Below are 21,896 nucleotides of genomic sequence, written 5' to 3'. Positions count from 1 at the left end.
TGGTTGTGCGAAATCGCGAAAGGGGGGCGGCATGGCCTGTCACGGTGGTGAAATCCTGGTGAAGCAGTTGCAGCGGCTCGGGGTGCGGCGGGTCTTTTCGGTGCCGGGCGAGAGCTTTCTCGCCGCGCTGGACGGACTGCGCGACAGCGGCATCGCAAATATCGTTTGCCGGCAGGAAGGCGGCGCCGCCATGATGGCCGAGGCCTATGGAAAGATGACCGGTCAGCCCGGCATCTGCTTCGTGACCCGCGGCCCCGGTGCCACCAATGCCAGTGCGGGCATTCATATCGCGCGGCAGGACAGCACGCCGATGGTGATGTTCGTGGGACAGGTCGCCCGCGACCACCGCGACCGGGAGGCCTTTCAGGAGGTTGACTATCGCGCGATGTTCGGCGGGTTGGCCAAATGGGTGGCCGAAGTCGATCAGACCGAGCGCCTGCCCGAGTATGTCGCCCGGGCCTTTTCCGTCGCGGTCAGCGGACGGCCGGGCCCCGTCGTGCTGGCGCTGCCCGAGGACATGCTGTCGGCCCGGGTCGACCCGCCCGTGATCCGCGCGCCGCTGGTGGATCTCGCCCCGCCCCATGCCGGCACCGCCGAAGATGTGCTGGATTGGCTTTCCCGCGCCGAGCGCCCTTTGGTGGTGGTCGGCGGACCGCACTGGTCGCCCGATGCGGCCCAGGATCTGGCGACCTTCGCGGAAACCCAGGGGCTGCCGGTTGCGCTGGGGTTCCGGCGGCAGGACTATCTGGACAATCGCCATCCCTGCTATGCGGGCGATCTGAACGTCGGCATGAACCCTGCGCTTGCGGATCGGGTCCGATCTGCGGACGCGCTGTTGGTCATCGGCTCGCGGCTGGGTGATATCGAAACGCGGGGATATACCCTGATCGATCCCGCCGCCCCGCAGTGCCGGATTTGCCACGTTCACTCCGATGCGGGCGAGCCGGGCCGAGTCTATCAGCCTGATCTGGCGGTCACGGCGGATGCGGTCACATTCACCCGTGCGCTGGCGCGCCTGCCCGCCTGCGGGCGGGACTGGTCCGACTGGACCCGAGCGGCGCGGGCCGACTACGAGGCCTGGGTGGCGCCGCAGGAAACCCCTGGCGAGGTGAAGCTGGAAGAGGTGGTGCTCTGGCTGTCCGACAACTTGCCCGAGGATGCGATCCTGACCAACGGCGCAGGCAACTACGCGGCCTGGCTGCATCGCCATTTCTGCTTCAAGCGGCATGGCACGCAACTGGCGCCAACCAGCGGTTCGATGGGATACGGGTTTCCGGCGGCGGTCTCTGCCTCGCTGGAGCATCCGGGCCGGCCGGTCGTCTGTTTCGCGGGTGACGGATGTTTCCAGATGACCCTGAACGAGATGTCCACGGCCATGCAGCACGGGGCGGCGCCCATCGTCATCGTGGTCAACAATGGCCGCTACGGCACGATCCGGATGCACCAGGAAAAGCACTATCCCGGCCGGGTCTCGGGCACGGCGCTGGCCAACCCGGATTTCGCCGCCCTCGCCCGCGCCTATGGCGGCCACGGAGCGGCGGTCACGGCAACGGCGGATTTCCCGGCGGCCTTCATGCAGGCGCGGGACGCGGGCAGACTGGCCGTGATCGAGCTGCAGGTGGACGCGGATGCGCTGTCACCGACGATGCGGTTGTCCGACGTTTCGCAAGGTACCTGACAGGCCGTCTGCCCGGTAGGCCCGTCTGTGGCGCGAACACCCGAAAGAAAACGGGCGCGCCCTGAGGCGCGCCCGTTCCGGTCCCGAAGGGATATTACTCGGCCGGCACGGCCTGGCCCTCGGCCGGACGGCGGAAGTGGCGCCGGTTCAGGTGGAAGACGAGGGCGATCATGGCCACCTGGAAGGCGATGGCGACGCCGCTGAAGGCCCAGTAGGCGACACCGAACTTGGCGATCAAGCCGGCACCGACAAGGCCCTTGTTGATCCAGAATTGGGTCATGACCGACAGCGCGACACCGGGGCAGACCAGCGCATAGGCACCGGGCGAGTTGCCGTCACCGCGCAGGTAGGCGTCGGCGTAGCCCTGGCGGCGCAGCACCAGCAGGCCAAGCGCCAGGAAGACACCCTGCACGGCCAGAAGCATGGTCGTCGTCATAAGATTGTCCGCCGGGGCGCCGGTGGCCTCGAAGGTGGTGTGCAGCCCGTGGCTCTGGCGCAGCATCATGATGCCCAAGACGGTCAGGATCGGCACGACGACCATCAGGGTCGGGGCGCTTTCCTTGGCGGTGCCATGCTGCAGCATCGAGTTGAAGGCGACCACGGCGGCGACCACGGCATAGAGCGCGGCAATGGTGCCCACGGTGATCGACAGGATCAGCGAAACGCCGACGGTCAGCGGCACGGTGCTCATGGCGGCAGGGGCGGCCAGGCCGACGGCGACCATGGACAGCGCGAAGGCGGGCAGCAGCTGGGCGAAGGAGTTGTTCGCGGTCACGTCGAAAACGCCGCCTTCGGACAACACGCGACCCAGGAAGGCGCCGATGCGGCGGAAGGCGATCCAGCCGATCAGGGCGAAGGCGACCAGCGCCATCGGGAAGAGGTATTCGACGACCCCCCAGAGGCCGGGCACGAAGACAAGGCCGAGGATGAACATGGCGTTCACCGTCATGGCCAGCGCCAGCGGCATTGCCAGCAGCGTGGTCTCGGCGTTGGAATTGACCAGCTTGTCGAATTTCTCGGTGTTGGAGAAGGCCGAAAGCTGGCGCAGGTTCCAGAGCAGCAACTTGATATTCAGGAAGGCGAAGCCGGCAATGCCGGTCACGGCCACCCCGATCGCGGCCTGGAGCGGCAGCCCGCCGGACTGGAAGGCGGCCAGGATGTCTTCGAAGATCGGCACGGGCTGGCCGGGATGGGGGACCCAGAACATCAGGTACATGAAGAAGGTGACGGCAAGGCCACCGGCCCCCAGCGAGGCCAGGAAATAGAGCGGCGAATAGGTGTCCGCCGGGCGTTGCGTGGTGTGGGACATGGGTGCCTCCTGATACATTGCAAAGTCGTTATGTTTTGAACATGGGGGACTCGATAACACATGTCAACAATGAAATGTAATTTCCTGACCATCGCTTGCGGCACGGGGCGCGCGATCAATATCTTGTGGATAATCTGGCAGCGATACCCATATCGGCGCGCAGCGCGTTGACAGGTCGGGAAAACGCGGCTCACCATACACCTTGGACAGGAATCAGACACGAGCAGCCCGCCCATGCGGTTCACCCGCCTCAGACTCAATGGCTTCAAGAGCTTCGTCGACCCCACCGATCTGGTGATCTCGGACGGGCTGACAGGGGTTGTGGGGCCCAATGGCTGCGGCAAGTCCAACCTGCTGGAGGCGCTGCGCTGGGTCATGGGCGAGAACCGCCCCACCGCGATGCGAGGCGGCGGCATGGAGGACGTGATCTTTGCCGGGGCGGCCACCCGGCCGGCGCGCAATCACGCCGAGGTGTCACTGCATCTGGACAATTCCGAGCGGCTGGCCCCCGCGGCTTTCAACGACCAGGACAACCTCGATATCATCCGCCGCATCACCCGCGACGTGGGCAGCGCCTACAAGGTCAGTGGCAAGGACGTGCGTGCGCGCGACGTGCAGATGCTCTTTGCCGATGCATCGACCGGGGCGCATTCGCCCGCGTTGGTCCGGCAGGGCCAGATCAGTGAGTTGATCAATGCCAAGCCCAAGGCGCGCCGCCGCATCCTCGAAGAGGCGGCGGGGATTTCCGGCCTCTACCAACGCCGCCACGAGGCGGAGTTGAAGCTGAAGGGATCGGAATCCAACCTCGCCCGGGTCGATGACGTGATCGAACAACTGGCCGCGCAGTTGCAGCAACTGGCCCGTCAGGCAAAGCAGGCTGCGCGGTATCGCGTCATTGGCGAAGACCTGCGCCAGTCCGAGGGCCTGCTGCTCTATCGGCGCTGGCAAGAGGCCGACGTGGCCCTCGCCGAGGCCGAGGCGGCGCTGACCGGAAAGACCACCGAGGCGGGGCGCGCCGAGACCACGGCGCGGGAGGCGGCCCGCGCCCGCGCCGAGGCCGAGGAGGCCCTGCCCCCCCTGCGCGAGGAAGAGGCCATCGCCGCCGCCGTCCTGCAGCGCCTGCAGGTCCAGCGAGACACGCTCAACGACCAGGACGCGCGCGCAAAACAGACCATCGAGACCCTGACCGCGCGGATCGAACAATTGACCCGCGACATGGACCGAGAGGCCGGGCTGAACAAGGATGCCGGCGAGACCATCGAACGCCTTGAATGGGAGGCCCGGGAGCTTGCCAAGGCCGGTGAGGGCCATGCAGAAAAACTCGAAGCGGCTCAGGCCGAGGCCCAGGACGCGGCACAGGTCTTGCAGGACCGCGAAACCGACCTGAGCCAGCTGACCGAGGACGTGGCGCGTCTGGCCGCGCGGCATCAGTCGGCGCATCGCCTGGTCGATGACAACCGCAAGACCCTGGACAAGGCCGAGGCCGCAGCGGCGCAGGCCAAGTCTGCACAGGGCGAGGCGCAGCTGGCCCTCGAGAAGGCCGCGCAGGACTACAGCGCTGCGCAAGCGGCCGAGACCACCGCTCGCGCCACTGCCGAGAAGGCCGAACAGGTGCTGGCCGAGGCCGAGACCGCGCGCAGCGAGACCCAGACCCGCGAGGCCGATGCCCGCGCCCAGCGGTCCGAGGCCGAGGGCGAGGCCAACGCCCTGCGCGCCGAGGTTGGTGCATTGGCCAAGATGGTGGACCGTGACGCCGAGGAGGGTGTGCAGATTCTCGACCAGCTGCGCGTCGAAGGTGGCTATGAAAAGGCGCTGGGCGCGGCGCTGTCCGACGACCTGCGCGCCCCGGCGATCGAGGACGCGAAGACCTCGGGCTGGATCGCCCTGCCGGGGTATGCGCATCCCCAGGCCTTGCCCGCGGGCGTCACGGCACTGACCAACTTCGTCTCGGTCCCACCGGTGCTGGTGCGCCGGATGGGGCAGGTCGGGCTGGTCGAGGCCGCCGATGGCCCGCGCCTGCAACAGGACCTTTTGCCGGGCCAGCGCCTTGTCAGCATCGAGGGCGATCTGTGGCGCTGGGACGGGTTCCGCGCGGCGGCGGAAGACGCACCCTCGGCGGCGGCGCTGCGCCTGCAACAGCTCAACCGCCTTGTGGAACTCAAACGCGACCTTGAAGAGGCCAACGCCAAGGCCCACGGCGCAGGCATGGCCCATGACAGCCTGACCGAACGGATGGCGGAACTGACCGAGTCCGAAAGCAGTGCCCGCGAGGCGCGCCGCGCCGCGGATGCGCAGGTGGCCGAGGCTGCCCGCGCCCTGAGCCGCGCCGAGGCGGACCGCAACCTGGCCGAGGGCAAGCTGGAAAGCTCTGGCCTTGCCGTAACGCGCAACGAGGACGAGGCGCAGGCGGCCCGCAAGGCCCTGGCCGAGGCCGAGGCGGGCCTCAAGGACCTTGGCGAAAGCCCGCCAAACCGGTCACGGCCAGATCGCAACCCGGCAGGATGCGCCCGGTAAGCTCCAGGTGCAGCTCGTCCAGCTCTTGCGGTGTCACATCGCCCAGAAAGGCGAGCGTCAGGTGCAGGGTCTCCTCGGGCACGGGGCGGCCCGGCAGATCGGCCTGCACCTCCACGAGAGCCTCATGCATGTCCTCGGGCAGCGGTATGGCCAGGAAAGCACGCAACGGGTTACGCCAGCCCGCGCGTGCGGCGGCGGTCGGCGCGCCGGTCGCGGCATCTGCGCCGCCCTGCCCCCACTACGCAGAGGGGCACGTCCGCGGCGCCAGGGGGTGCCGGCCGGGTAACCGCGTCTTGGGTGACAAGCTGCGCCCCAATGGCGGTCTGTTCAGCCAGCAGGAAGGTCACGCCCCGGTCCTCGTAGAGCCGTTTCAAGATACCGAAGGAACGATCCATCAGCCCAGCTCCCGGGCCATGGCCGCGCGGCCCCGATCGACGCGGGGCGTCCGGCACCGCCCCGCGCGGGTCTTGTGTGCCTACCTGTCCTGATAGAGCGCGTCTTCCTCGGCGCTGGCGGAAATGCCCAGCGCGTCCAGCCCGTTCTCGAGGTGGTCGGACAGATGCGGCGACCCCTTGAGGTAGGTTTCCGTCGGGGTGCTGGCCTCGGCACTGGCGTGGCGGGTGGCCTCGGCCAGTTCCTCGGGTTCGTAGGAGCCGCGCCCGATCCACATGATCGCCACCAGGCCGGCCTGTTCCTCTTCGGTCAGGCCGCCGACGAAGGCGTCGAATTCGGCCTCGGCCCGGTCCATTTCCCGCGCGAGGATGATGACCTCGGCGACCTTGTCGACAGTGATGTTCAGCATCGGATCCTCCCGCAGCTCGCTGTCCCGTTCGCCCGTCTATCTTGCGATTCAGATTGGCACGCCACCTTGATCCATGACAAGTTCAGCGCCCAAAGAGGCGGTAATACGCCCAGTCCGGCAGGAATTGCGACAACCGGAAGACCCAGGAAAACACCGTCGGAAAGCTGCGCTTGAAAGCGTCGGTCTGCATGTGCTCGAAAACCTCCTGCGCGGCGGCGGCCGGTTCCATGATGAAGGGCATGCGAAAGTCGTTCTTGTCGGTCAACCGGGTGCGGATGAAGCCGGGATTGACCACCTGCACATCCACGCCGGTGCGGCGCAGGTCTGCGTGCATGCATTCGGCCAAGCTCATGGTGCCCGCCTTGGAGGCGGTATACCCGATGGACCCCGGCAGCCCGCGGAACCCGGTCAGCGACGAGGTGATGACGATATGGCCCGCATCCCGCGCGACCATGCCCGGCACGACCTGCCCCAGCACGCGAATGAAGCCGGTGAAATTGACATTGGCCATGGCGGTGGCCTGCTCGGCGTTCCAGTCCTGCGCGGCGAAGGGCCAGTAGACCCCGGCCAGCAGGACCACCCCGTCCACCGCGCCCACGGCCTCACCGGCCTTCCTGACACTCCCGTCGTCGCCGATGTCCATGGGCTGCACATGGGCCTTGCCGGATAGCTCCTCGGCCAGCGCCTGAAGGCTTTCGGTGGACCGCGCCGAGAGGATCAGCTCGGCCCCCGCGCGGCTGAGGTGGTGGGCCACGGCGCGGCCCAGCCCCTCGCTGGCGCCGACCACCCAGTAGCGTTTTCCTGCAAACTCTCTCACGTTTACTCCTTCCGGGCGACCCTGGCCGCCCTTTTCCCTAAGCGCCTGTCCCCGCGCCGGTCACAGACCGGGCCTCACGCGCCCGGCGTCATCTCGCCATCACCGTGGATCGGGCGCATGGTGGCGACAAGCTCGGCCACCTTGATTCCGAACTTGCGGAACTGGCTGCGATTCATGATCGTGCCATTGGGCATCAGATACATCCAGTCCACCGTGTCCAATTCGTGGCCGCCCGCCTCCTCCGTCAACTTGATGCGGTATTTCAGGCGCACCGCCGATCCGTGCTGCGCGCCCTCGCCCGTGCCGATCACATCGGGCGCCGTCGCCTGTATCCGACCTTCATTGCCCAGGCGCAACAGCCACTGACGCTCTTGGTGACTGCCACTATCATAGTCGAAGACTTCCCGCAGGGTGCCGACATTGCCCTCCCAGCTGCCTTCGAAGCGCGCGACAAAGCGCGAAGCGACACGTCCGGTCGGGCCATAGATCACGCCCTCGCAGGCCAGCGGACCGTTCAGAACGGTCTGGACGTTGAAAACCGGGCCATCGGAGTAATCCTCCGGGCGTTGGGCGGTGAAACCGCCAATCCGGCGTCCAAGGATCATCAGCGCGATGACCAGCGCCATCCCCAGCAGGATATAGAACGCAGTCATGTGGTTTCCTCCAGTTGCGTGGCCGCCAGAAGCGCGATCGCCACGAGTTTCAGCACCGACGGCACCAGTGCGTAGAGCACCGTCAGCATGGCCAGGGCGGCCTCGGGCTGGGCCTCGGCCCCGGCGCGAAAGCCGGTCCATTCCAGCAGGGGCAGCAACACCGCAGCGGCCAGCGCCAGGGTGAACTTGCTGACCAGCGACCACAGGCCGAAGCCTTGCCCGGCATTGGGCGCGATGGCTGCCATGCGCCGCGCGAACATGGCCGGCAGCAGGGTCAGGTCGGCCCCGATGGTCGCCCCCGAGGCGACGCAGATCACCGCAAAGGGTATGGTGTCCCCGGCCCCGAGCATCAGGGTGAACCCGAAGGAGACCACCGCCAGAACCATGGCCGCCAGTAGCACGGGCCGCGCCCCGAAGCGGCGCGCCAGCGCGCTCCAGCCGGGGGCCGAGGCGGCGGCGGCCAGGAAGAACAGCACCAGCAGCGGCCCCTCCCAGCCCGGCGCGGCCAAACGGCTTTCCACGAAGAACAGGAACAGCGTCGAAGAGACCGCCAGCGGCGCGGCATTGACCAGCGCGAGGATCAGAAGACGCCGCGCGACGCGATCCTGCAGGATCATCCCGATGCGTGCGGGCGGCGCGGCGTGCCCGCGGGCTGACCACTCGGGCAGCATGGCAAGCGCGGCCAGCCCGGCCACCACGGCAAAGCCCCCGGCGAAGACCGCATAGGGGGCGATCACCAGCCCGGTCAGCAGCGTGGGCGCGACGGCGGCCAGGCAGACCCCCAGAAGCGCCCCGGTCTCGCGCCAGGCAGCCAGATGCACATGGCCCCCAGCAAGGCCCTCGGCCTTGGCCACGCCCTGGGCATAAAAGGTGATCGTCAGGAAACTGAAGGCGGTGAACAGCCCGGTGATGGTCAGCCCGAACCACCAGACCGGCGCGATGGGCGGGGCCACGGCAAACAGGCCCAGCATCGACAGGGCCAGCAGCCCGGCCCCCAGCGTGGCCGCGCCCGGCCGCAAGCGGCGCAGGCGCTCGCTGACCCAGCCCAGCGCCGGATCCTGGACCACGTCCAGAAGCCGCAACCCGAAAAGCACCGCGCCCAGCAACGCCAGGCTGACGCCGTAATTGTCGGCATAGAACTTGGGCGCGTAGATGTAGATCGGCAGGCCCGCGCCCGAAAGCACGGCGGCAAAGCCCGCATAGGCGGGCAGCCGCTGGGCGGTGGCGCTCATCGGCTGACCTCGTCAGCGGGCGGGTCTGGACGCATCCGATACCCCGCCCCCTTCCACCACAGCTTGAGCGCCTGCCAATGGATCAGCGCCAGCACCCGGCGCGAGCCAAACGGCCGGCGCAGCATCGCGCGCAGGATCGTGCCGTTGCTCAGGGGCTTGCGCGGGCCGGCAAGCGTCGCCACCAGGCCGTTCTCGCCATCCGAGAAGTCGATCCGGATCGCGACCCGGTCGTCGGTGATCTTGAAGTTGAAGCGATATCCGCCGCCGATGTCCTGGAAGGGCGAGACATGAAAGACCTTGCGCGCCTCCAGGGTATCCACGGGCCGGATTTCGCGCTGATCGTCATGGTGGCACAGGTAGGAGTGGCGGTCGCCGAAGGTATTGCTTACCTCGGCGATCACGCAGGTCAGGGCCCCCTGCCCGTCACGGCACAGCCAGAAACTGACCGGGTTGAAGACGTGGCCCAGCACGCGCGGCTGCGCCAGAAGCTCGATCCGCACGGGCCGGGCCAGCCCATGTTGGCGCAGCACGTCCCGGACCCAGGCCGCCCCGCGGCCCTGATGCGGCGGACCGCCGTGATCGCGATCCTGCAGCGACATCGCCCCGCGCCCGTTGCGCGCGAACAGCGACGGATGGGCGGGCGCCCCGTCCTCGGCATCGACAAGCACGTAGTCGATGGAATAGGCGAAGGCGTTCTTCACTGCGCCCTTGCGGCCGTGCCAGGTCTCGCCCGGTATGTGCTGAACGGCTGTCACTGCGCCGCCAGACGCGCCGTGGTCTTTGCACGGATGCCCTCGACCACGTCCATGGCCGAAGACAGGCCATCCTCGTGGAAACCATCCTTCATCCAGGCCCCGCAGAACCAGGTGCCGTTCTCGCCGTTGATCCGGGCGCAGGTCCGCTGGGCCTCGAGCGCTGCCAGGTCATAGACCGGGTGGTGCAGCGTGACCTCGTCCCAGATCAGTTCCTCGCGGATCGGGCGGGTGGTGTTGAGCGTCACGAAGAGCGGTTCGTCCAGCCAGCTTTGCAGAGAGTTCATCCAGTAGGTCAGGTCGATCTTCTCGGTGCGCTTGTCGGGGGCCTCGGTATAGTTCCACGACGACCAGACAGCCCGCCGGCGCGGCATGACCGAAGGGTCGGAATGCAACACGACGGTGTTGGGCTGATAGCGGAAATTGCCGACGCTGGCGCGTTCAGCCTCGGTCGGGTCGGCCAGCATCCGGAAGGACTGGTCCGAGTGGCTGGCAAAGACGACCTCGTCGAAGGCCTCCCAATCCGCGCCCTCGACCTTGATCTCGACACCACTGGCGGTGCGGCGCACGGCATCGACCGGGCAGCCCAGCCGCATCGCCACGCCCCGCTGGGCCATGGACTGGCACAGGCGGCTGACGTATTCCTGACTGCCGCCCTTGACCGTGTACCACTGGTGCTGACCATAGACGCCCAGCAGCGCATGGTTCTTGAAAAAAGTCATCATGGCATGGGCGGGGAAATCGAGGATCTTTTCCTTGGGCGTCGACCAGATCGCGCCGGACAGCGGCAGGATGTAGTAGTCGCGGAACCAGGCCCCGGCGCCGAGACGGTCGAGCAGACCGCCGACGGTCAGATCCGGGTCGCCGGCCAGGTCCAGTCCCCGCGCGTTGAACCGCATCACATCGCGGCACATGCGCAGAAAGGACGGGCGCAGCACGTTGCGCCGCTGGGCAAAGACCGCATTGAGGGAATTCAGGCCGTATTCGAAACGGCCCCCGTCGACCGAGGCCCCGAAGCTCATGTCGGACTTGATCACCGGCACGTCCAGTTCGTCGAAAAGCGCGGCCAGGTGCGGGTAGTTGGCGTAATTGAAGACGATGAACCCGGTGTCCACGGGCTGATCGCCCCGCAGCCCCGCCATCCGCGTGCGCGCATGGCCACCAAGGCGCGGCTCCGCCTCGAAGAGCACGACCTGGTGATCGCGCGACAGTTCGTGCGCGGCCCCCATGCCCGATATCCCGGCGCCGATCACGGCAATCCTCGATTGACGGCTCGCGCCTGCTTGAGAGGGCATCTTGTCTCCATTCGTGCTTGTTGGTCAGGGGTGTTACGGCAGCCCCCGTGACATGGATCGAAAAACAGGGGTGAACCCGGGTGAAAACTTTTTGATCCGGGGATCGAAACCGCGCGTAAATCTCACATGTTGACCGATACCGCCACCCTGACGAATGCGGATGCGAACCGGCGCGCGGCCCCTTATGCTGCGACGCAGGCGATGCGAGCAAGAGGGGCAATGGCCAAGGTGAGACAATCAGGACTGAGAAAGTCGGCCGCGGCGGACCGCATGGCCTGGGTGGCCCAGGTCGAGGCGATCCGGGACCGCCAAGATCAGGCGGCCTTTGCCGAGCTGTTCGGGCATTTCGCCCCGCGGGTAAAGGCGTTCCTGATGAAATCGGGGGCAAGTCCTGAGCTTGCCGAGGAATGCACGCAGGAGGTCATGACCACGCTCTGGCGCAAGGCGCACATGTTCGATCCGGCAAAGGCCAGCGTCTCGACCTGGATTTTCACGGTGGCGCGGAACCGCAAGATCGACATCCTTCGCAAGGAACGCCGCCCCGAACCCGAGGACCTGCCATGGGGCCCCGAGGCCGAGCCAGAGCAGGGCGAGGCCATGGTGCTCCAGCAGGAGACACGAAAACTGGGCCAGGCCATCGCGGACCTGCCCGACAAGCAGAAGGACCTGATCCTCAAGGCCTATTACGGAGAGCTGTCGCACAGCGAGATCGCCGAGCAGACAGGCCTACCGCTGGGGACCATAAAATCAAGGATACGGCTGGCGTTGGACCGCCTGCGCCGCCAGATGAAGTAAGGTTTTGACAATGTCGCAAGAGATCACGCACCACCTGACCGATGCCCTGTTGATGGGCTATTCTGCGGGCGTCCTGCCCGAGGCCTTCAACATCATCGTCGCTGCGCATGTGTCGATGTGTGACGAGTGCCGCGCCCGGCTGGCCGAATTCGACGCCGTCGGCGGTGAGGTCGTCGCCATGACCGAGACCGCCGAGATGGCCCCCGACAGCCTGTCCCGCACACTGGCGGCGATCGCCGACGCGCCCGCCGATGCAAACGACGCACAAGAGGAGCACGCCGCACAGGGCGACGCGGGCGGCCTGCCGCGCCCGGTGCGCGAGTATATTGGCGGCGACCTGCAGACGGTGAAATGGCGCCGCGTGGGCGGCGGCGTGCGCCAAGCGATCCTGCCGACCTCGGCCAATGCCTCGGCGCGGCTGCTGCACATCCCGGCCGGTTGCGCCGTGCCCGATCACGGCCACGCGGGCACCGAACTGACGCTGGTGTTGCAAGGCGCCTTCCGCGACGATACCGATCGCTTCGGCGCCGGTGACATCGAGGTGGCCGACGAGGATCTCGACCATCAGCCCGTGGCGGAAGAAGGTGTCGATTGCATCTGTCTGGCCGCCACGGACGCGCCACTGAAGTTCAACAGCATGTTGCCGAAGCTGGCGCAGCCCTTCCTGCGCATCTGAGCTGCCGGGGCGGCTCAGCCGGTCCCGGGGCCGCCGGAGCCTGGGGTATGATCCGGGCGGGTCGGGGGCACAACGCCGGTCGCGGCGCGATCCTCGGGCGCGATCTCTTCGAAATCGAAGTTGTTGAGCCGCCCGGCCCGCTTGCCCGCCCGTTCGGCGGCCGTGTTGATCTCGTCCAGATCCTTGCGGGCCTGCCCGAAATGGGTGTTCAGCTTGTCCACCCGTTCCACCACCAGTTCCACGTCGCGGTGCAACTGGCCCAGGGTCTTGCGGATCGCGCCCGCCTGTTCGCGCATCCGCGCGTCCTTCAGAATGGCGCGCATGGTGTTGAGCGTGGCCATGCAGGTCGTCGGCGAGACGATCCAGACCCGCGCCGCGAAGCCCTCGCGCACGACCTCGGGGAAATTGGCATGCAATTCCGCATAGACCGCCTCGGAGGGCAGGAACATCAGCGCGCCGTCGGCGGTCTCTCCGTCGATGATATAGCGCTCGGCAATGTCCTTGATATGCTTTTTCACCGCCACGCGCAGCGCCCTGGCGGCCTCGTTCGCCTCGCGGTCGGTACTGGCCCGGCGCAGCGCCTCGTAGGCTTCCAGCGGGAACTTGCTGTCGATGGCGATGGGCCCCGGCGGATTGGGCAGATGAACAAGGCAGTCGACGCGCTTGCCGTTCGACAGGGTCGCCTGCAGCGCAAAGCTGTCACCGGGCAGGGCCTTGCCCACGATGTCGGTCAGCTGGATTTCCCCGAAGGCCCCGCGCGTCTGCTTGTTCGACAGGATATCCTGCAGCGACAGCACATCGCCCGACAGCTTGGTGATGTTCTCTTGCGCCTTGTCGATGGTTTGCAGTCGCTGCTGCAATTCGCCCAGCGATTGCGCCGTGTTGCGCGCGGTGCTCGACAGGTTCTGGTTCATGGCCTCGGTCACCGACGCCAGGCGCTGTTCCATCAACTGAAGTGTCTTCTGCTGCTGTGCCGCCTGCGCCTCGGATACGGAATTGAGCCCGCCGAACAGCTGCTGCTGGCCATCTGACAGCGACTGCACCCGGGCCGTCACCCCGCCCATCTGCGAGGCCAACTGCGCGGCGGTCCGGGCCGCCTGCCCGGTGCGCCGCACGGTGGCAATCAGCAGCCAGAGCACAAGAAGCACGACGAGGCCGCCCGCGATCGCCAGCATCACCGCCGGGTCCGAAAACGCGTAGGAGTTGCCGCCGATCTCGATCATGATCGCCCGAACAGCCGTTCGATATCGGCCAGGTTCAGTTCCACGTAGGTGGGCCGGCCGTGGTTGCACTGCCCCGACAGCGGCGTGGCTTCCATCTCGCGCAGAAGGGCGTTCATCTCCTCGGCCTGCATCCGGCGCCCCGAGCGGATCGAGCCGTGACAGGCCACGCGCGACAGGATCGCCTCAAGCCTGGATTGAACCAGGTCGCTGGAACCCTGGTCGGCCAGTTCATCCAGGATATCCGCAAGCAGCGCCTTGCAGTTCACCTCGCCCAGCAGCGCCGGGGTCTCGCGCACGGCCACCGCGCCGCCGCCGAAAGGCTCCAGCGTCAGGCCGAATCTCCGCAAAGCCTCGGCATGGTCCAGCAGCGTCTGCGCCTCCGCCTGCGACATCTCGACGATTTCCGGGATCAGCAGGGCCTGGGCCGCCACGCCATTGTCCGCCATCTGGCGCTTGAGCTTTTCATAGACCAGCCGTTCATGGGCGGCATGCTGATCGACCAGGATCATGCCGGTCTCAGTCTGGGCGACGATGTAATTCTCATGCACCTGCGCGCGGGCAGCGCCCAGGGGCCGCGCTTCAAGGCGCTCGCTGTCATCGCGGTCCGGCTGTGGCTCGACCCGGGCCGAATAGTCCTGCGCCATCTCCGCAAAGCCCGGTGCCTGGGCCGCGTAGCTGGCAGCACGGGCGCCCGGCGCGGGCCGGTCCATCTGGTAGACGCGCGACGCGGAGGGCTCGGGCCGAAAGGCACCAAGGGTCGCGCCCGCCACCGTCGAAGAAGACCGGTGCCCGGCCTCGGCCAGCGCGTGGCGCAGGGCCGAAACGATCAGACCCCGCACCGTGCCCGGATCACGAAACCGCACTTCGGATTTCGCCGGATGCACATTCACGTCCACCCGGGTCGGGTCGACCTCGATGAACAGACAGGCCGCCGGGTGCCGGTCGCGCGACAGCGTGTCCATGTAGGCCGCCCGCAGTGCCCCGATCAGCAGCTTGTCGCGCACGGGGCGGCCATTGACGAAAAGGAACTGCTGCACCGCCGAGCCGCGCGAATAGGTCGGCAGGGCGGCGAACCCGGTCAGATGCACGCCCTCGCGGTCGGCCTCGATCGGAATCGCGTTCTCGGTGAAATCCTTGCCCAGCACGCGCCGCAACCGGCCCTTGAGCGCCTCGAAGAGATCACCAGTCTGCGCATCGGCGCGGAATGTGATCCGGTCCTGGCCGCCCGAGACATCGCGCAGGATGAAACTGACCTGCGGTTCGGCCATGGCCAGCCGCTTGATCACATCCGTGATGGCCTGCATCTCGGCCCGGTCGGTGCGCAGGAACTTGAGCCGCGCGGGCGTGGCGAAGAACAGGTCGCGCAACTCGACCACGGTGCCGCCACTCAGGGCAGCGGGGCGGACCTGTTCGCCAGCCCCCCCGGACACGGAAAGCTCGGCCCCCGCATGGCCCGCCGCACGACTGCGGATGGTCAGACGTCCGACAGCCCCCAACGAGGGCAAGGCCTCGCCGCGAAACCCGAAGGACTGGATGTTCAACAGGTCCGCCCCGTCGATCTTGGAGGTCGCGTGGCGGGCCAGCGCCAGCGGCAGGTCGGTCTCGGCCATGCCGATGCCGTCGTCAGTGATGCGGATCAGCGTCTTGCCGCCATCGGCGACCTCGATCTCGATCCGCGTCGCCTGTGCATCCAGCGCATTCTCGACCAGCTCCTTGACCGCCGAGGCGGGCCGCTCCACGACCTCACCAGCCGCGATCCGGTTGATCGCGGCGTCGTCCAACTGACGGATCACGGGGTGATCGTCGCCTATGTTGCGATCAAGGGCGGCCATGCCTCAAGGGATAGCATGGTCCGCGCCGATTCTGACAGGGCAAATCGCCCGGGCCGGGGGTGGCCTACTCCAGCCCCTCGGGCTGCCCGACCACCACGAAATGCAGCGCCTCGGGGCTCAGCAATTCACCGGCCACGCGGTTGATCTCGTCAAGCGTGACCGCCTCGATATAGCTGTTGCGGTTCTCGACATAGTCGGGCGGCAGGTCGGTGGCCTGCATTCCGGCGAGGATGCCGGCAATCTCGGCGTTGCCGTCGAAGCGCAGCGGATAGGCCCCGGTCAGATAGGTCTTGGCCTCGGCCAGGGCCTCGGCACTCACGCCCTCCTCGGCCATGCGCGCCCATTCGTCCCGGATCACGCCGATGGCTTCGGCGATGCGATCGTTGGCCGACGCCACGTTCCCGAGGTAGAGCGCCGCGTGATCCTTGGGCACGAGATAGGTGGAGACGCCATAGGTCAGGCCCCGCTTTTCGCGGACCTCCTCCATCAGGCGGCTTTGCACACCGCGCCCGCCAAGAATTTCATTGAGGATATAGGCCGCGAAGAAATCCTCGTCGTCGCGGGCCAGCCCCTCGTGTCCGAACATCGCAACCGATTGCGGGGTCTCGAAGTCTTCCACCGTGGTGCCGCCGTCCAGCGCGAAACCGGCCGGGCCGGGCCGCGCCGGGCCCTCGTCGGGCAGATCCCCCAGCAATTCGTCCAGCAGCGGCCCTAGGGCCTCGGGCGTGATGTCGCCCGCCGCGCCGACATGCACCCGGCTGCGTACCAGCGCGTTGCGGTGGGCGGTCATGATATCCTCGCGGGTCAGCTCGGTGACGCTCTCGGCGGTGCCGTTGAGGGGCGCCCCGTAGGGATGATCGCCAAAAGCCTCCCGGTCGAAGGTGCGCCCGGCGATACTGTTGGGGTCGGTGGCGTCGCTGCGAATGCCCGACAGCACCTGCCGGCGCACCCGGTCCAGCGCGTCCTGGTCGAAGCGCGGCTCGGTCAGGGCCTCGCGCAGCAGAGCGACCGCCTCGTCCCGGTTCTCGGTCAGGAAACGGGCGGTGATGACGACGCTGTCACCGCGGGCATCAAAACCGAAACTGGCAGCCAGTCCCTCGCGGGCGGTCTGGAATTCCCGGGCGCTCATCTCGCCCGCGCCTTCTTCCAGAAGTCCCATCATCAGGTTGGTCGCCCCGCGCTTGCCCGGTTCGTCCAGGGTGGCCCCACCATCGATGACGATCTCCAGCGCGACGAAGGGAATAGCCGGTTCCTCGACCAGCCAGGCCTCGAGGCCGCCCGGCGATGTGACCTCCTGGATGTCGATCTCGGCCCTTGCGGTGAGCGGGGCCAGCAGCAGGGCCAGTGTCAGGACAAGACGTTTCATTGCAGAACCTCCCGGTTGGGCACGACCCAGCCCGTGACGGACCGGTCGCGGTCAAGAACCTCGCGCGCCGCCGCCAGAATGTCCTCCTCGGTGACCGATTGCAGGATCTCCGGCCAGGCCTGAACGTCCTCGACCGTCAGGCCCTGCGTCAACGCGGCGCCATAACGCCGGGCCAGACCCTGCACGTTGTCGTGGGCGTAGACCTCGCTGGCGCGCAGCTGGGTGCGCAGGCGCTCCATCCGGTCAGGGTCGATGCCGGTGTCCAGGAACTCGGCAATGGCCGCGTCCATGGCATCCTCGGCCTCTTGCAGGGTCACGCCCTGCTCGGGCACCACCGTCAGGCCGAAGGTCGTGTCATCCAGCGACCGACCACTGTAGTAGGCCGAGGTATAGACTGCCGTCTGGCTGTCGAACTGCAGCGCCACGGCCAGCGTCGAAGTAAAGGACGACCCGCCCAGAAGCTCGGCCAGATAGGTCAGCGCGGCGGCCTGCTCCTGCGCGCGGCTGTCGCGTTCGGGGGCAATGTAGCTGCGGGTCAGATAGGGCTGCGAAACGCGCGGGTCCTCGAAAATCAGGCGCCGTTCGGCGCTCTGCGGGGGTTCCTGCGAGCGGACACGCTCGGGCAGATCAGGCTCGGCGGGGATGGGGCCATAGTGTTCGCGGGCCAGACCGATGACCTCGTCCGGGTCCACGTCGCCCGCTACCACGAGCACGGCATTGTTGGGCGAATAATAGAGGTCGTAGAAGTCCAGCGCATCCTGCATGCCCAGCTGTTCCATCTCGTGCTTCCAGCCGATGATGGGCGCGCCATAGCGGTGGTTGAGATACTGCGCCGCGCGCATCTGTTCGCGCGCCAGGGCATTGGGCGAATTTTCGACGCGCTGGTTGCGTTCTTCGAGGATCACGTCGCGTTCGGTGGCGATATCCTCTTCGGTCAGCGCCAGATTGTTCATCCGGTCCGCCTCCATTTCCATCATCAGCGGCAACCTGTCGGCGGCGACGCGCTGGAAATAGGCGGTGTAGTCATAGCTGGTGAAGGCGTTGTCGCTGCCGCCCTGGGCCGCGACCACGTCGCTGAACTCGCCCGGCTCGAGCGTTTCCGTCGCCTTGAAAAGCAGGTGTTCGAGGAAATGCGCCACCCCCGACGCGGCCGGGGGTTCATCCGCCGAGCCCGCCCGATACCACAGCATGTGAACCGCGACCGGGGCGCGGTGATCCTCGATCACCACCACCTCCAGCCCGTTGTCGAGCGTGGTCGTCGAGACCTCGTCCGCGTGCAGGGCCGTCGAAAGGCCCAGAACGGTCGCAAGTGCCGCGAGTAAGCGCATGTCGCCTCCGAATGGTCAGGTCGTCGCCATCAAGCTACGTTGCCCGCGGGGCGGTTCAAGAGGACATACGAGGATGTGAGGGCCCAGGTGGCGGCCCGCTACGGCGCGGGCGGGGCACTTGGCACCGCGACGCCCGCGTCGCGGAACCGTGCAAGCGCGGCATAGGCGTCGAGCGCCTGGCCCGCATAGGCGCGGTAATACCGATCACCGCGCGCGAAAAGCCCGCTGACACGGCCGCGGCGGCTGCGGAAACGCGCATCCTCGGTGGCCAGCGTGGCGCGGATGTCGGGCGCGACGCCGTTGCGCGTGGCATAGCTGACAATGGCGGAGTCCGCGGACGGTACGCCCGCCACCGCCGTGGCTGCCGGATTGCCACCCAGCGCGACGATCGCCTCGGCCTGCGGATCGGGATCGGCACGGTTGGGGCCGCTGGGCGTGGGGGCCGGCAGGGTCGAGAGGTCCCGGGGCATTTCCAGCGGTTCCGCGGGGCTGACCGCGAATTCGTCGGGGCCTTCGCCCCCCGCCTCGAGGCTGCGCAGCCCCCCGCCGCCACAGGCGGCCAAGGCTGTCAGCGCGAGAATGGCAATGATCGTCCTGGCCATCGTTGTCGTTCCCAAATCACCCTTTTGCGAAGGTTTGTAACGCAGCCCGCCACCCGCGTCACGCGCTCTTGTTGTCGGGCGCGAAGAGAACGAGGCCGATGGCCCCGGCAAAGATCGCGATGTCGGCCAGATTGAAGGCATACGGGTTCGCAATGCCGCAGCACGACATGTTCAGGAAATCCGCCACCGCGCCGTAAAGCACCCGGTCCAGGGCGTTGCCCAGCGCGCCCCCCACCAGCAGTCCCGCACCGATCATGGCCAGCCGCCCGGGCTGATCGCGGCGGACCCACCACAGCACGAAGACCGACACCGCCAGAGCGATCCCCACAAGCAGCCAGCGCAGGTCCAGCCCACCGAACAGGCCGAAGTTGACGCCCCCGTTCCAGGCCATGGTCAGCACGAGATAGGGGTCAACCACATCGACCCGGGGCGGATAGGGCAAGCGGTCCGGATCGCCCGTGACCTGCCCCCAGCGCAGACCGAAGACCCCGAAGATGACGACGGCCTTGAGCACCTGGTCGGCGACAAAGGTCAGAATGGCGATGATACCCAGCAGGCGCATGGTGGCTGTATCCCTAATGCCGGAAATGGCGCATGCCAGTAAAGACCATGGCAAGCCCGGCCGCGTCAGCGGCGGCGATGACCTCGTCGTCGCGCATGGACCCGCCGGGCTGGATCACGGTGGTGGCGCCGGCGGCCACGGCCTCCATCAAACCATCGGCAAACGGGAAGAACGCGTCCGAGGCCACGGCGGCCCCCTTGGTCAGCGGTTCGGGCAGGCCCAGCGTCTCGGCCATGCGCTCGGCCTTCTTGGCGGCGATCAAGGCGCTGTCCAGACGGCTCATCTGGCCGGCGCCGATCCCCACGGTGGCGCCATCCCTGACATAGACGATGGCATTGGACTTGACGTGTTTGGCGACGGTCCAGGCAAAGCGCAGATCGGCCAGTTCGCTGTCCGTGGGCGCGCGCCTGGTCGCGGTTTTCAGCTCGGAGGCAGGCACATGGCCGTTGTCGCGGTCCTGCACCAGCAGCCCGCCCGCCACCTGCTTGAAGGCCTTCCCGCCCGATTTCGGATCGGGCAGGCCTTCGGTCGTCAGAAGGCGCAGGTTTTTCTTGGCGGCGAAGACCGCCCTTGCGGCCTCGGTGGCGCCGGGGGCGATGACGACCTCGGTGAAAATGCCGGTGATGGCCTGCGCCGTTGCCTCGTCCAGGGGGGTGTTGACGGCGACGATCCCGCCAAAGGCGCTGGTCCGGTCGCAATCAAAGGCCTTCTGGTAGGCCTCCAGCAGGGTTGCACCCTTTGCGACACCACAGGGATTGGCGTGCTTGATGATGGCGCAGGCGGGGCCATCCTCGGGGGTGAATTCCGCGACCAGTTCGAAGGCCGCGTCGGTGTCGTTGATGTTGTTGTAGGACAGCGCCTTTCCCTGGTGCTGCACGGCGGTGGCAACGCCCGGCCGGCCCGTCCCGTCGGTATAGAAGGCCGCGGCCTGATGCGGGTTTTCGCCATAGCGCATGGTCTGGGCCAGCGTCCCCGCCAGGGCGCGGCGGCGGGGGGTCTCCTGCCCGGTCGCGCCTGCCATCCAGGTACTGACCGCGGCGTCATAGGCTGCGGTGCGGGCATAGGCGATCTGCGCCTGGCGCTGGCGAAAGACGTAGGAGGTCTGGCCGTCATGGGCCGCAAGCTCGGCCAGCAGCGCCGCGTAGTCCTTGACATCCACCACGGTGGTGACAAAGGCATGGTTCTTGGCCGCTGCCCGGATCATCGCCGGGCCGCCGATGTCGATGTTCTCGATCAGCTCGTCATAACCCGCGCCCCGCGCCAGCGCCGCCTCGAAGGGATAGAGGTTGACCACCAGCAGGTCGATGCCGCCGATGCCATGGTCCTGCATCGCCGCCTTGTGCGCGGCGTCGTCGCGCAGCGCGAGCAACCCGCCGTGGACCATGGGGTGCAGGGTCTTGACGCGGCCGTCCATCATCTCGGGAAAGCCCGTCACCTCGGCCACGTCACGCACCTCCAGCCCGGCGTCGCGCAACGCCTTCGCCGACCCCCCGGTAGAGAGCAGCTCGACCCCCCGCGCGGCCAGGGCATGGCCCAGGTCCACCAGGCCGGTCTTGTCGGATACGGAAAGCAGCGCGCGGCGCACTGGGCAAAGGTCGGTCATCAAGGGGTCCCCCGGGGCAGGTCTAGTCGGTTCCGTCCGCAAAGGTGCCGGGCAGGCGGTCTTCCAGGTCGCGCACGGCCAGCGGCGTATCCTGCGCCTTGGCCAGCGACCAGCGAACGCGTGTCGCATAGGACATTGCGCGCCCGGATAAAACCACCTGTTGCGTCGCACGTGGCCGCAGACGCCCGTCTTCGAGGTAGACGGAAGGCTCGAGATTAAGGGTTGCGGCCCCGTCCGGGCGGAACACCCAGACCTCGCCCGATTTCAGACTGAGCGACACCGTCGCGCTGTCACTGTCCAGCTCGGCCGCGACCTCGGGGTGCAGGTGAAAGTGCAGCGCCCAGGCCAGGCCCCGAGGGCCGGTGCGGTCCAGTGCAGCATCGAGCACCGGCTGATCACCGAACTCGAGGATGGTCAGCAGATCCTCGCCGGCCAGGCTGCGGCCGTCGTGGGCCAGGTCCAGCGTGCGCACATGGGTCAGCCCGTGGCTGCGACGATAGCCGTCATGCGCCGCGCCCAGCCGCAGACCGTCGGCCAGCCGGGAAAACTCGGCACGCACGTCACCGGGAACATCATCCAGCGGTTCGACCCCGTCGCGCGCGGGCTGGCTGATCCGTGCCGAGGACCCGCCCTCGAGCACGAGGGTCGAATGGCTGGGGGTGGCGCGCCCGGCCCGGCGCCATTCGGGCCCGAAGCTGCGCCCCGAGCCGCAGTTGACGATGAGAGGGCGGCGCCCCGAGGTCAGCTCGAAGGCCAGCGCGAACCTCTTGTAGTCGATCATTCGCGCTTCCTGCGGAACCCAGTGGTCGTTCAACCGGATGTTCAACCCGCCATCGGGCATGTCGAAGTCCGGCAGG

20 protein-coding genes and 1 pseudogene are annotated in these 21,896 nt (G+C 67.5%); 4 read left to right on the top strand and 17 right to left on the bottom strand.

Going from position 1 to position 21,896, the window contains the following annotated elements; translation table 11 throughout:
• The first annotated feature begins 31 nt into the window (after positions 1-31).
• The gene (locus ACH107_RS00530; RefSeq protein WP_412504185.1) at positions 32-1,678 is read left to right on the top strand and encodes a thiamine pyrophosphate-binding protein; all 1,647 of its coding nucleotides are present in this window, start codon (positions 32-34) and stop codon (positions 1,676-1,678) included.
• 94 nt (positions 1,679-1,772) lie between these two features.
• On the opposite strand, the gene ACH107_RS00525 is transcribed toward ACH107_RS00530, so the two are convergent.
• Complete coding sequence (locus ACH107_RS00525; protein ID WP_310690104.1) at positions 1,773-2,987, bottom strand: TsoY family (seleno)protein; 1,215 nt, start codon at positions 2,985-2,987, stop codon at positions 1,773-1,775.
• 234 nt (positions 2,988-3,221) lie between these two features.
• On the opposite strand from ACH107_RS00525, the pseudogene ACH107_RS00520 reads away from it, so the two are divergent.
• Positions 3,222-5,447, top strand: a pseudogene (locus ACH107_RS00520) (AAA family ATPase); the annotation flags it as partial.
• Here the strand turns inward: ACH107_RS00520 and ACH107_RS00515 are convergent.
• The 8 genes from ACH107_RS00515 to ACH107_RS00480 form a co-directional block, all read right to left on the bottom strand.
• Positions 5,431-5,631, bottom strand: a complete 201-nt coding sequence (locus ACH107_RS00515) for a 2'-5' RNA ligase family protein (RefSeq protein WP_412504223.1) — start codon at positions 5,629-5,631, stop codon at positions 5,431-5,433. The pseudogene ACH107_RS00520 and the gene ACH107_RS00515 overlap by 17 nt on opposite strands.
• Positions 5,632-5,671: 40 nt before the next feature.
• Positions 5,672-5,896: a hypothetical protein gene (locus tag ACH107_RS00510; protein WP_412504184.1), complete on the bottom strand. Its 225-nt coding sequence runs from the start codon at positions 5,894-5,896 to the stop codon at positions 5,672-5,674.
• An 80-nt stretch (positions 5,897-5,976) separates the two neighbouring features.
• Positions 5,977-6,303 carry a DUF3775 domain-containing protein gene (locus ACH107_RS00505; protein WP_412504183.1) on the bottom strand — a complete coding sequence of 109 codons (327 nt, stop codon included), beginning with the start codon at positions 6,301-6,303 and terminating at the stop codon, positions 5,977-5,979.
• An 82-nt stretch (positions 6,304-6,385) separates the two neighbouring features.
• A complete protein-coding gene (locus ACH107_RS00500) occupies positions 6,386-7,120 on the bottom strand; it encodes an SDR family NAD(P)-dependent oxidoreductase (protein ID WP_412504182.1) in 735 nt (244 codons plus the stop codon).
• Positions 7,121-7,194: 74 nt separating this feature from the next.
• Positions 7,195-7,773, bottom strand: coding sequence for a DUF3833 family protein (locus ACH107_RS00495; protein ID WP_412504181.1), 579 nt, complete (start codon positions 7,771-7,773; stop codon positions 7,195-7,197).
• Positions 7,770-9,005 carry an MFS transporter gene (locus ACH107_RS00490; RefSeq protein WP_412504180.1) on the bottom strand — a complete coding sequence of 412 codons (1,236 nt, stop codon included), beginning with the start codon at positions 9,003-9,005 and terminating at the stop codon, positions 7,770-7,772. Before ACH107_RS00490 ends, ACH107_RS00495 begins: the two co-directional genes overlap by 4 nt.
• Positions 9,002-9,760 carry a DUF1365 domain-containing protein gene (locus ACH107_RS00485; RefSeq protein WP_310690678.1) on the bottom strand — a complete coding sequence of 253 codons (759 nt, stop codon included), beginning with the start codon at positions 9,758-9,760 and terminating at the stop codon, positions 9,002-9,004. Before ACH107_RS00485 ends, ACH107_RS00490 begins: the two co-directional genes overlap by 4 nt.
• Positions 9,757-11,052 (bottom strand): NAD(P)/FAD-dependent oxidoreductase, encoded by a 1,296-nt coding sequence (locus ACH107_RS00480; protein ID WP_412504179.1) that lies wholly within the window; start codon positions 11,050-11,052, stop codon positions 9,757-9,759. Before ACH107_RS00480 ends, ACH107_RS00485 begins: the two co-directional genes overlap by 4 nt.
• A 219-nt stretch (positions 11,053-11,271) precedes the next feature.
• On the opposite strand from ACH107_RS00480, the gene ACH107_RS00475 reads away from it, so the two are divergent.
• Both ACH107_RS00475 and ACH107_RS00470 read left to right on the top strand, forming a co-directional pair.
• Positions 11,272-11,847: a sigma-70 family RNA polymerase sigma factor gene (locus ACH107_RS00475; RefSeq protein ID WP_412504178.1), complete on the top strand. Its 576-nt coding sequence runs from the start codon at positions 11,272-11,274 to the stop codon at positions 11,845-11,847.
• Positions 11,848-11,857: 10 nt separating this feature from the next.
• Positions 11,858-12,523 (top strand): ChrR family anti-sigma-E factor, encoded by a 666-nt coding sequence (locus ACH107_RS00470; RefSeq protein WP_412504177.1) that lies wholly within the window; start codon positions 11,858-11,860, stop codon positions 12,521-12,523.
• Positions 12,524-12,537: 14 nt separating this feature from the next.
• On the opposite strand, the gene ACH107_RS00465 is transcribed toward ACH107_RS00470, so the two are convergent.
• The 8 genes from ACH107_RS00465 to ACH107_RS00430 form a co-directional block, all read right to left on the bottom strand.
• Entirely contained in the window at positions 12,538-13,746 is a 1,209-nt protein-coding gene (locus ACH107_RS00465; RefSeq protein ID WP_412504176.1) for a DNA recombination protein RmuC, read from the bottom strand.
• Positions 13,743-15,578: a DNA mismatch repair endonuclease MutL gene (gene mutL, locus ACH107_RS00460; RefSeq protein WP_412504175.1), complete on the bottom strand. Its 1,836-nt coding sequence runs from the start codon at positions 15,576-15,578 to the stop codon at positions 13,743-13,745. The genes ACH107_RS00465 and mutL overlap by 4 nt, the downstream gene beginning before the upstream one ends.
• A 64-nt stretch (positions 15,579-15,642) precedes the next feature.
• Positions 15,643-16,944 (bottom strand): M16 family metallopeptidase, encoded by a 1,302-nt coding sequence (locus ACH107_RS00455; RefSeq protein WP_412504174.1) that lies wholly within the window; start codon positions 16,942-16,944, stop codon positions 15,643-15,645.
• Positions 16,941-18,272 (bottom strand): M16 family metallopeptidase, encoded by a 1,332-nt coding sequence (locus ACH107_RS00450; RefSeq protein ID WP_412504173.1) that lies wholly within the window; start codon positions 18,270-18,272, stop codon positions 16,941-16,943. The genes ACH107_RS00455 and ACH107_RS00450 overlap by 4 nt, the downstream gene beginning before the upstream one ends.
• Before the next feature lie 98 nt (positions 18,273-18,370).
• Positions 18,371-18,874, bottom strand: coding sequence for a DUF3035 domain-containing protein (locus ACH107_RS00445; protein ID WP_412504172.1), 504 nt, complete (start codon positions 18,872-18,874; stop codon positions 18,371-18,373).
• 58 nt (positions 18,875-18,932) lie between these two features.
• Positions 18,933-19,436 (bottom strand): signal peptidase II, encoded by a 504-nt coding sequence (locus ACH107_RS00440; protein WP_412504171.1) that lies wholly within the window; start codon positions 19,434-19,436, stop codon positions 18,933-18,935.
• Between the two features lie 13 nt (positions 19,437-19,449).
• The gene (gene purH / locus ACH107_RS00435) at positions 19,450-21,039 is read right to left on the bottom strand and encodes a bifunctional phosphoribosylaminoimidazolecarboxamide formyltransferase/IMP cyclohydrolase (RefSeq protein WP_310690688.1); all 1,590 of its coding nucleotides are present in this window, start codon (positions 21,037-21,039) and stop codon (positions 19,450-19,452) included.
• Between the two features lie 22 nt (positions 21,040-21,061).
• Positions 21,062-21,896, bottom strand: an 835-nt coding sequence (locus ACH107_RS00430) for a heparinase II/III family protein (RefSeq protein WP_412504170.1), incomplete at its 5' end; no start/stop codon positions are given.

It is taken from the genome of Roseovarius halophilus (ex Wu et al. 2025) (assembly GCF_047086965.1).
The sequence above is the reverse complement of the archived record's forward strand: the minus strand, read 5'-3'. Positions and strand labels throughout refer to the sequence as shown.

Coding starts and splice junctions, on each gene's coding strand:
- ACH107_RS00530 (WP_412504185.1), top strand. CDS start 32: ATGGCCTGTCACGGTGGTGAAATCCTGGTGAAGCAGTTGCAGCGGCTC.
- ACH107_RS00525 (WP_310690104.1), bottom strand. CDS start 2,987: ATGTCCCACACCACGCAACGCCCGGCGGACACCTATTCGCCGCTCTAT.
- ACH107_RS00515 (WP_412504223.1), bottom strand. CDS start 5,631: ATGCATGAGGCTCTCGTGGAGGTGCAGGCCGATCTGCCGGGCCGCCCC.
- ACH107_RS00510 (WP_412504184.1), bottom strand. CDS start 5,896: ATGGATCGTTCCTTCGGTATCTTGAAACGGCTCTACGAGGACCGGGGC.
- ACH107_RS00505 (WP_412504183.1), bottom strand. CDS start 6,303: ATGCTGAACATCACTGTCGACAAGGTCGCCGAGGTCATCATCCTCGCG.
- ACH107_RS00495 (WP_412504181.1), bottom strand. CDS start 7,773: ATGACTGCGTTCTATATCCTGCTGGGGATGGCGCTGGTCATCGCGCTG.
- ACH107_RS00490 (WP_412504180.1), bottom strand. CDS start 9,005: ATGAGCGCCACCGCCCAGCGGCTGCCCGCCTATGCGGGCTTTGCCGCC.
- ACH107_RS00480 (WP_412504179.1), bottom strand. CDS start 11,052: ATGCCCTCTCAAGCAGGCGCGAGCCGTCAATCGAGGATTGCCGTGATC.
- ACH107_RS00475 (WP_412504178.1), top strand. CDS start 11,272: ATGGCCAAGGTGAGACAATCAGGACTGAGAAAGTCGGCCGCGGCGGAC.
- ACH107_RS00470 (WP_412504177.1), top strand. CDS start 11,858: ATGTCGCAAGAGATCACGCACCACCTGACCGATGCCCTGTTGATGGGC.
- ACH107_RS00465 (WP_412504176.1), bottom strand. CDS start 13,746: ATGATCGAGATCGGCGGCAACTCCTACGCGTTTTCGGACCCGGCGGTG.
- mutL (WP_412504175.1), bottom strand. CDS start 15,578: ATGGCCGCCCTTGATCGCAACATAGGCGACGATCACCCCGTGATCCGT.
- ACH107_RS00455 (WP_412504174.1), bottom strand. CDS start 16,944: ATGAAACGTCTTGTCCTGACACTGGCCCTGCTGCTGGCCCCGCTCACC.
- ACH107_RS00450 (WP_412504173.1), bottom strand. CDS start 18,272: ATGCGCTTACTCGCGGCACTTGCGACCGTTCTGGGCCTTTCGACGGCC.
- ACH107_RS00445 (WP_412504172.1), bottom strand. CDS start 18,874: ATGGCCAGGACGATCATTGCCATTCTCGCGCTGACAGCCTTGGCCGCC.
- ACH107_RS00440 (WP_412504171.1), bottom strand. CDS start 19,436: ATGCGCCTGCTGGGTATCATCGCCATTCTGACCTTTGTCGCCGACCAG.
- purH (WP_310690688.1), bottom strand. CDS start 21,039: ATGACCGACCTTTGCCCAGTGCGCCGCGCGCTGCTTTCCGTATCCGAC.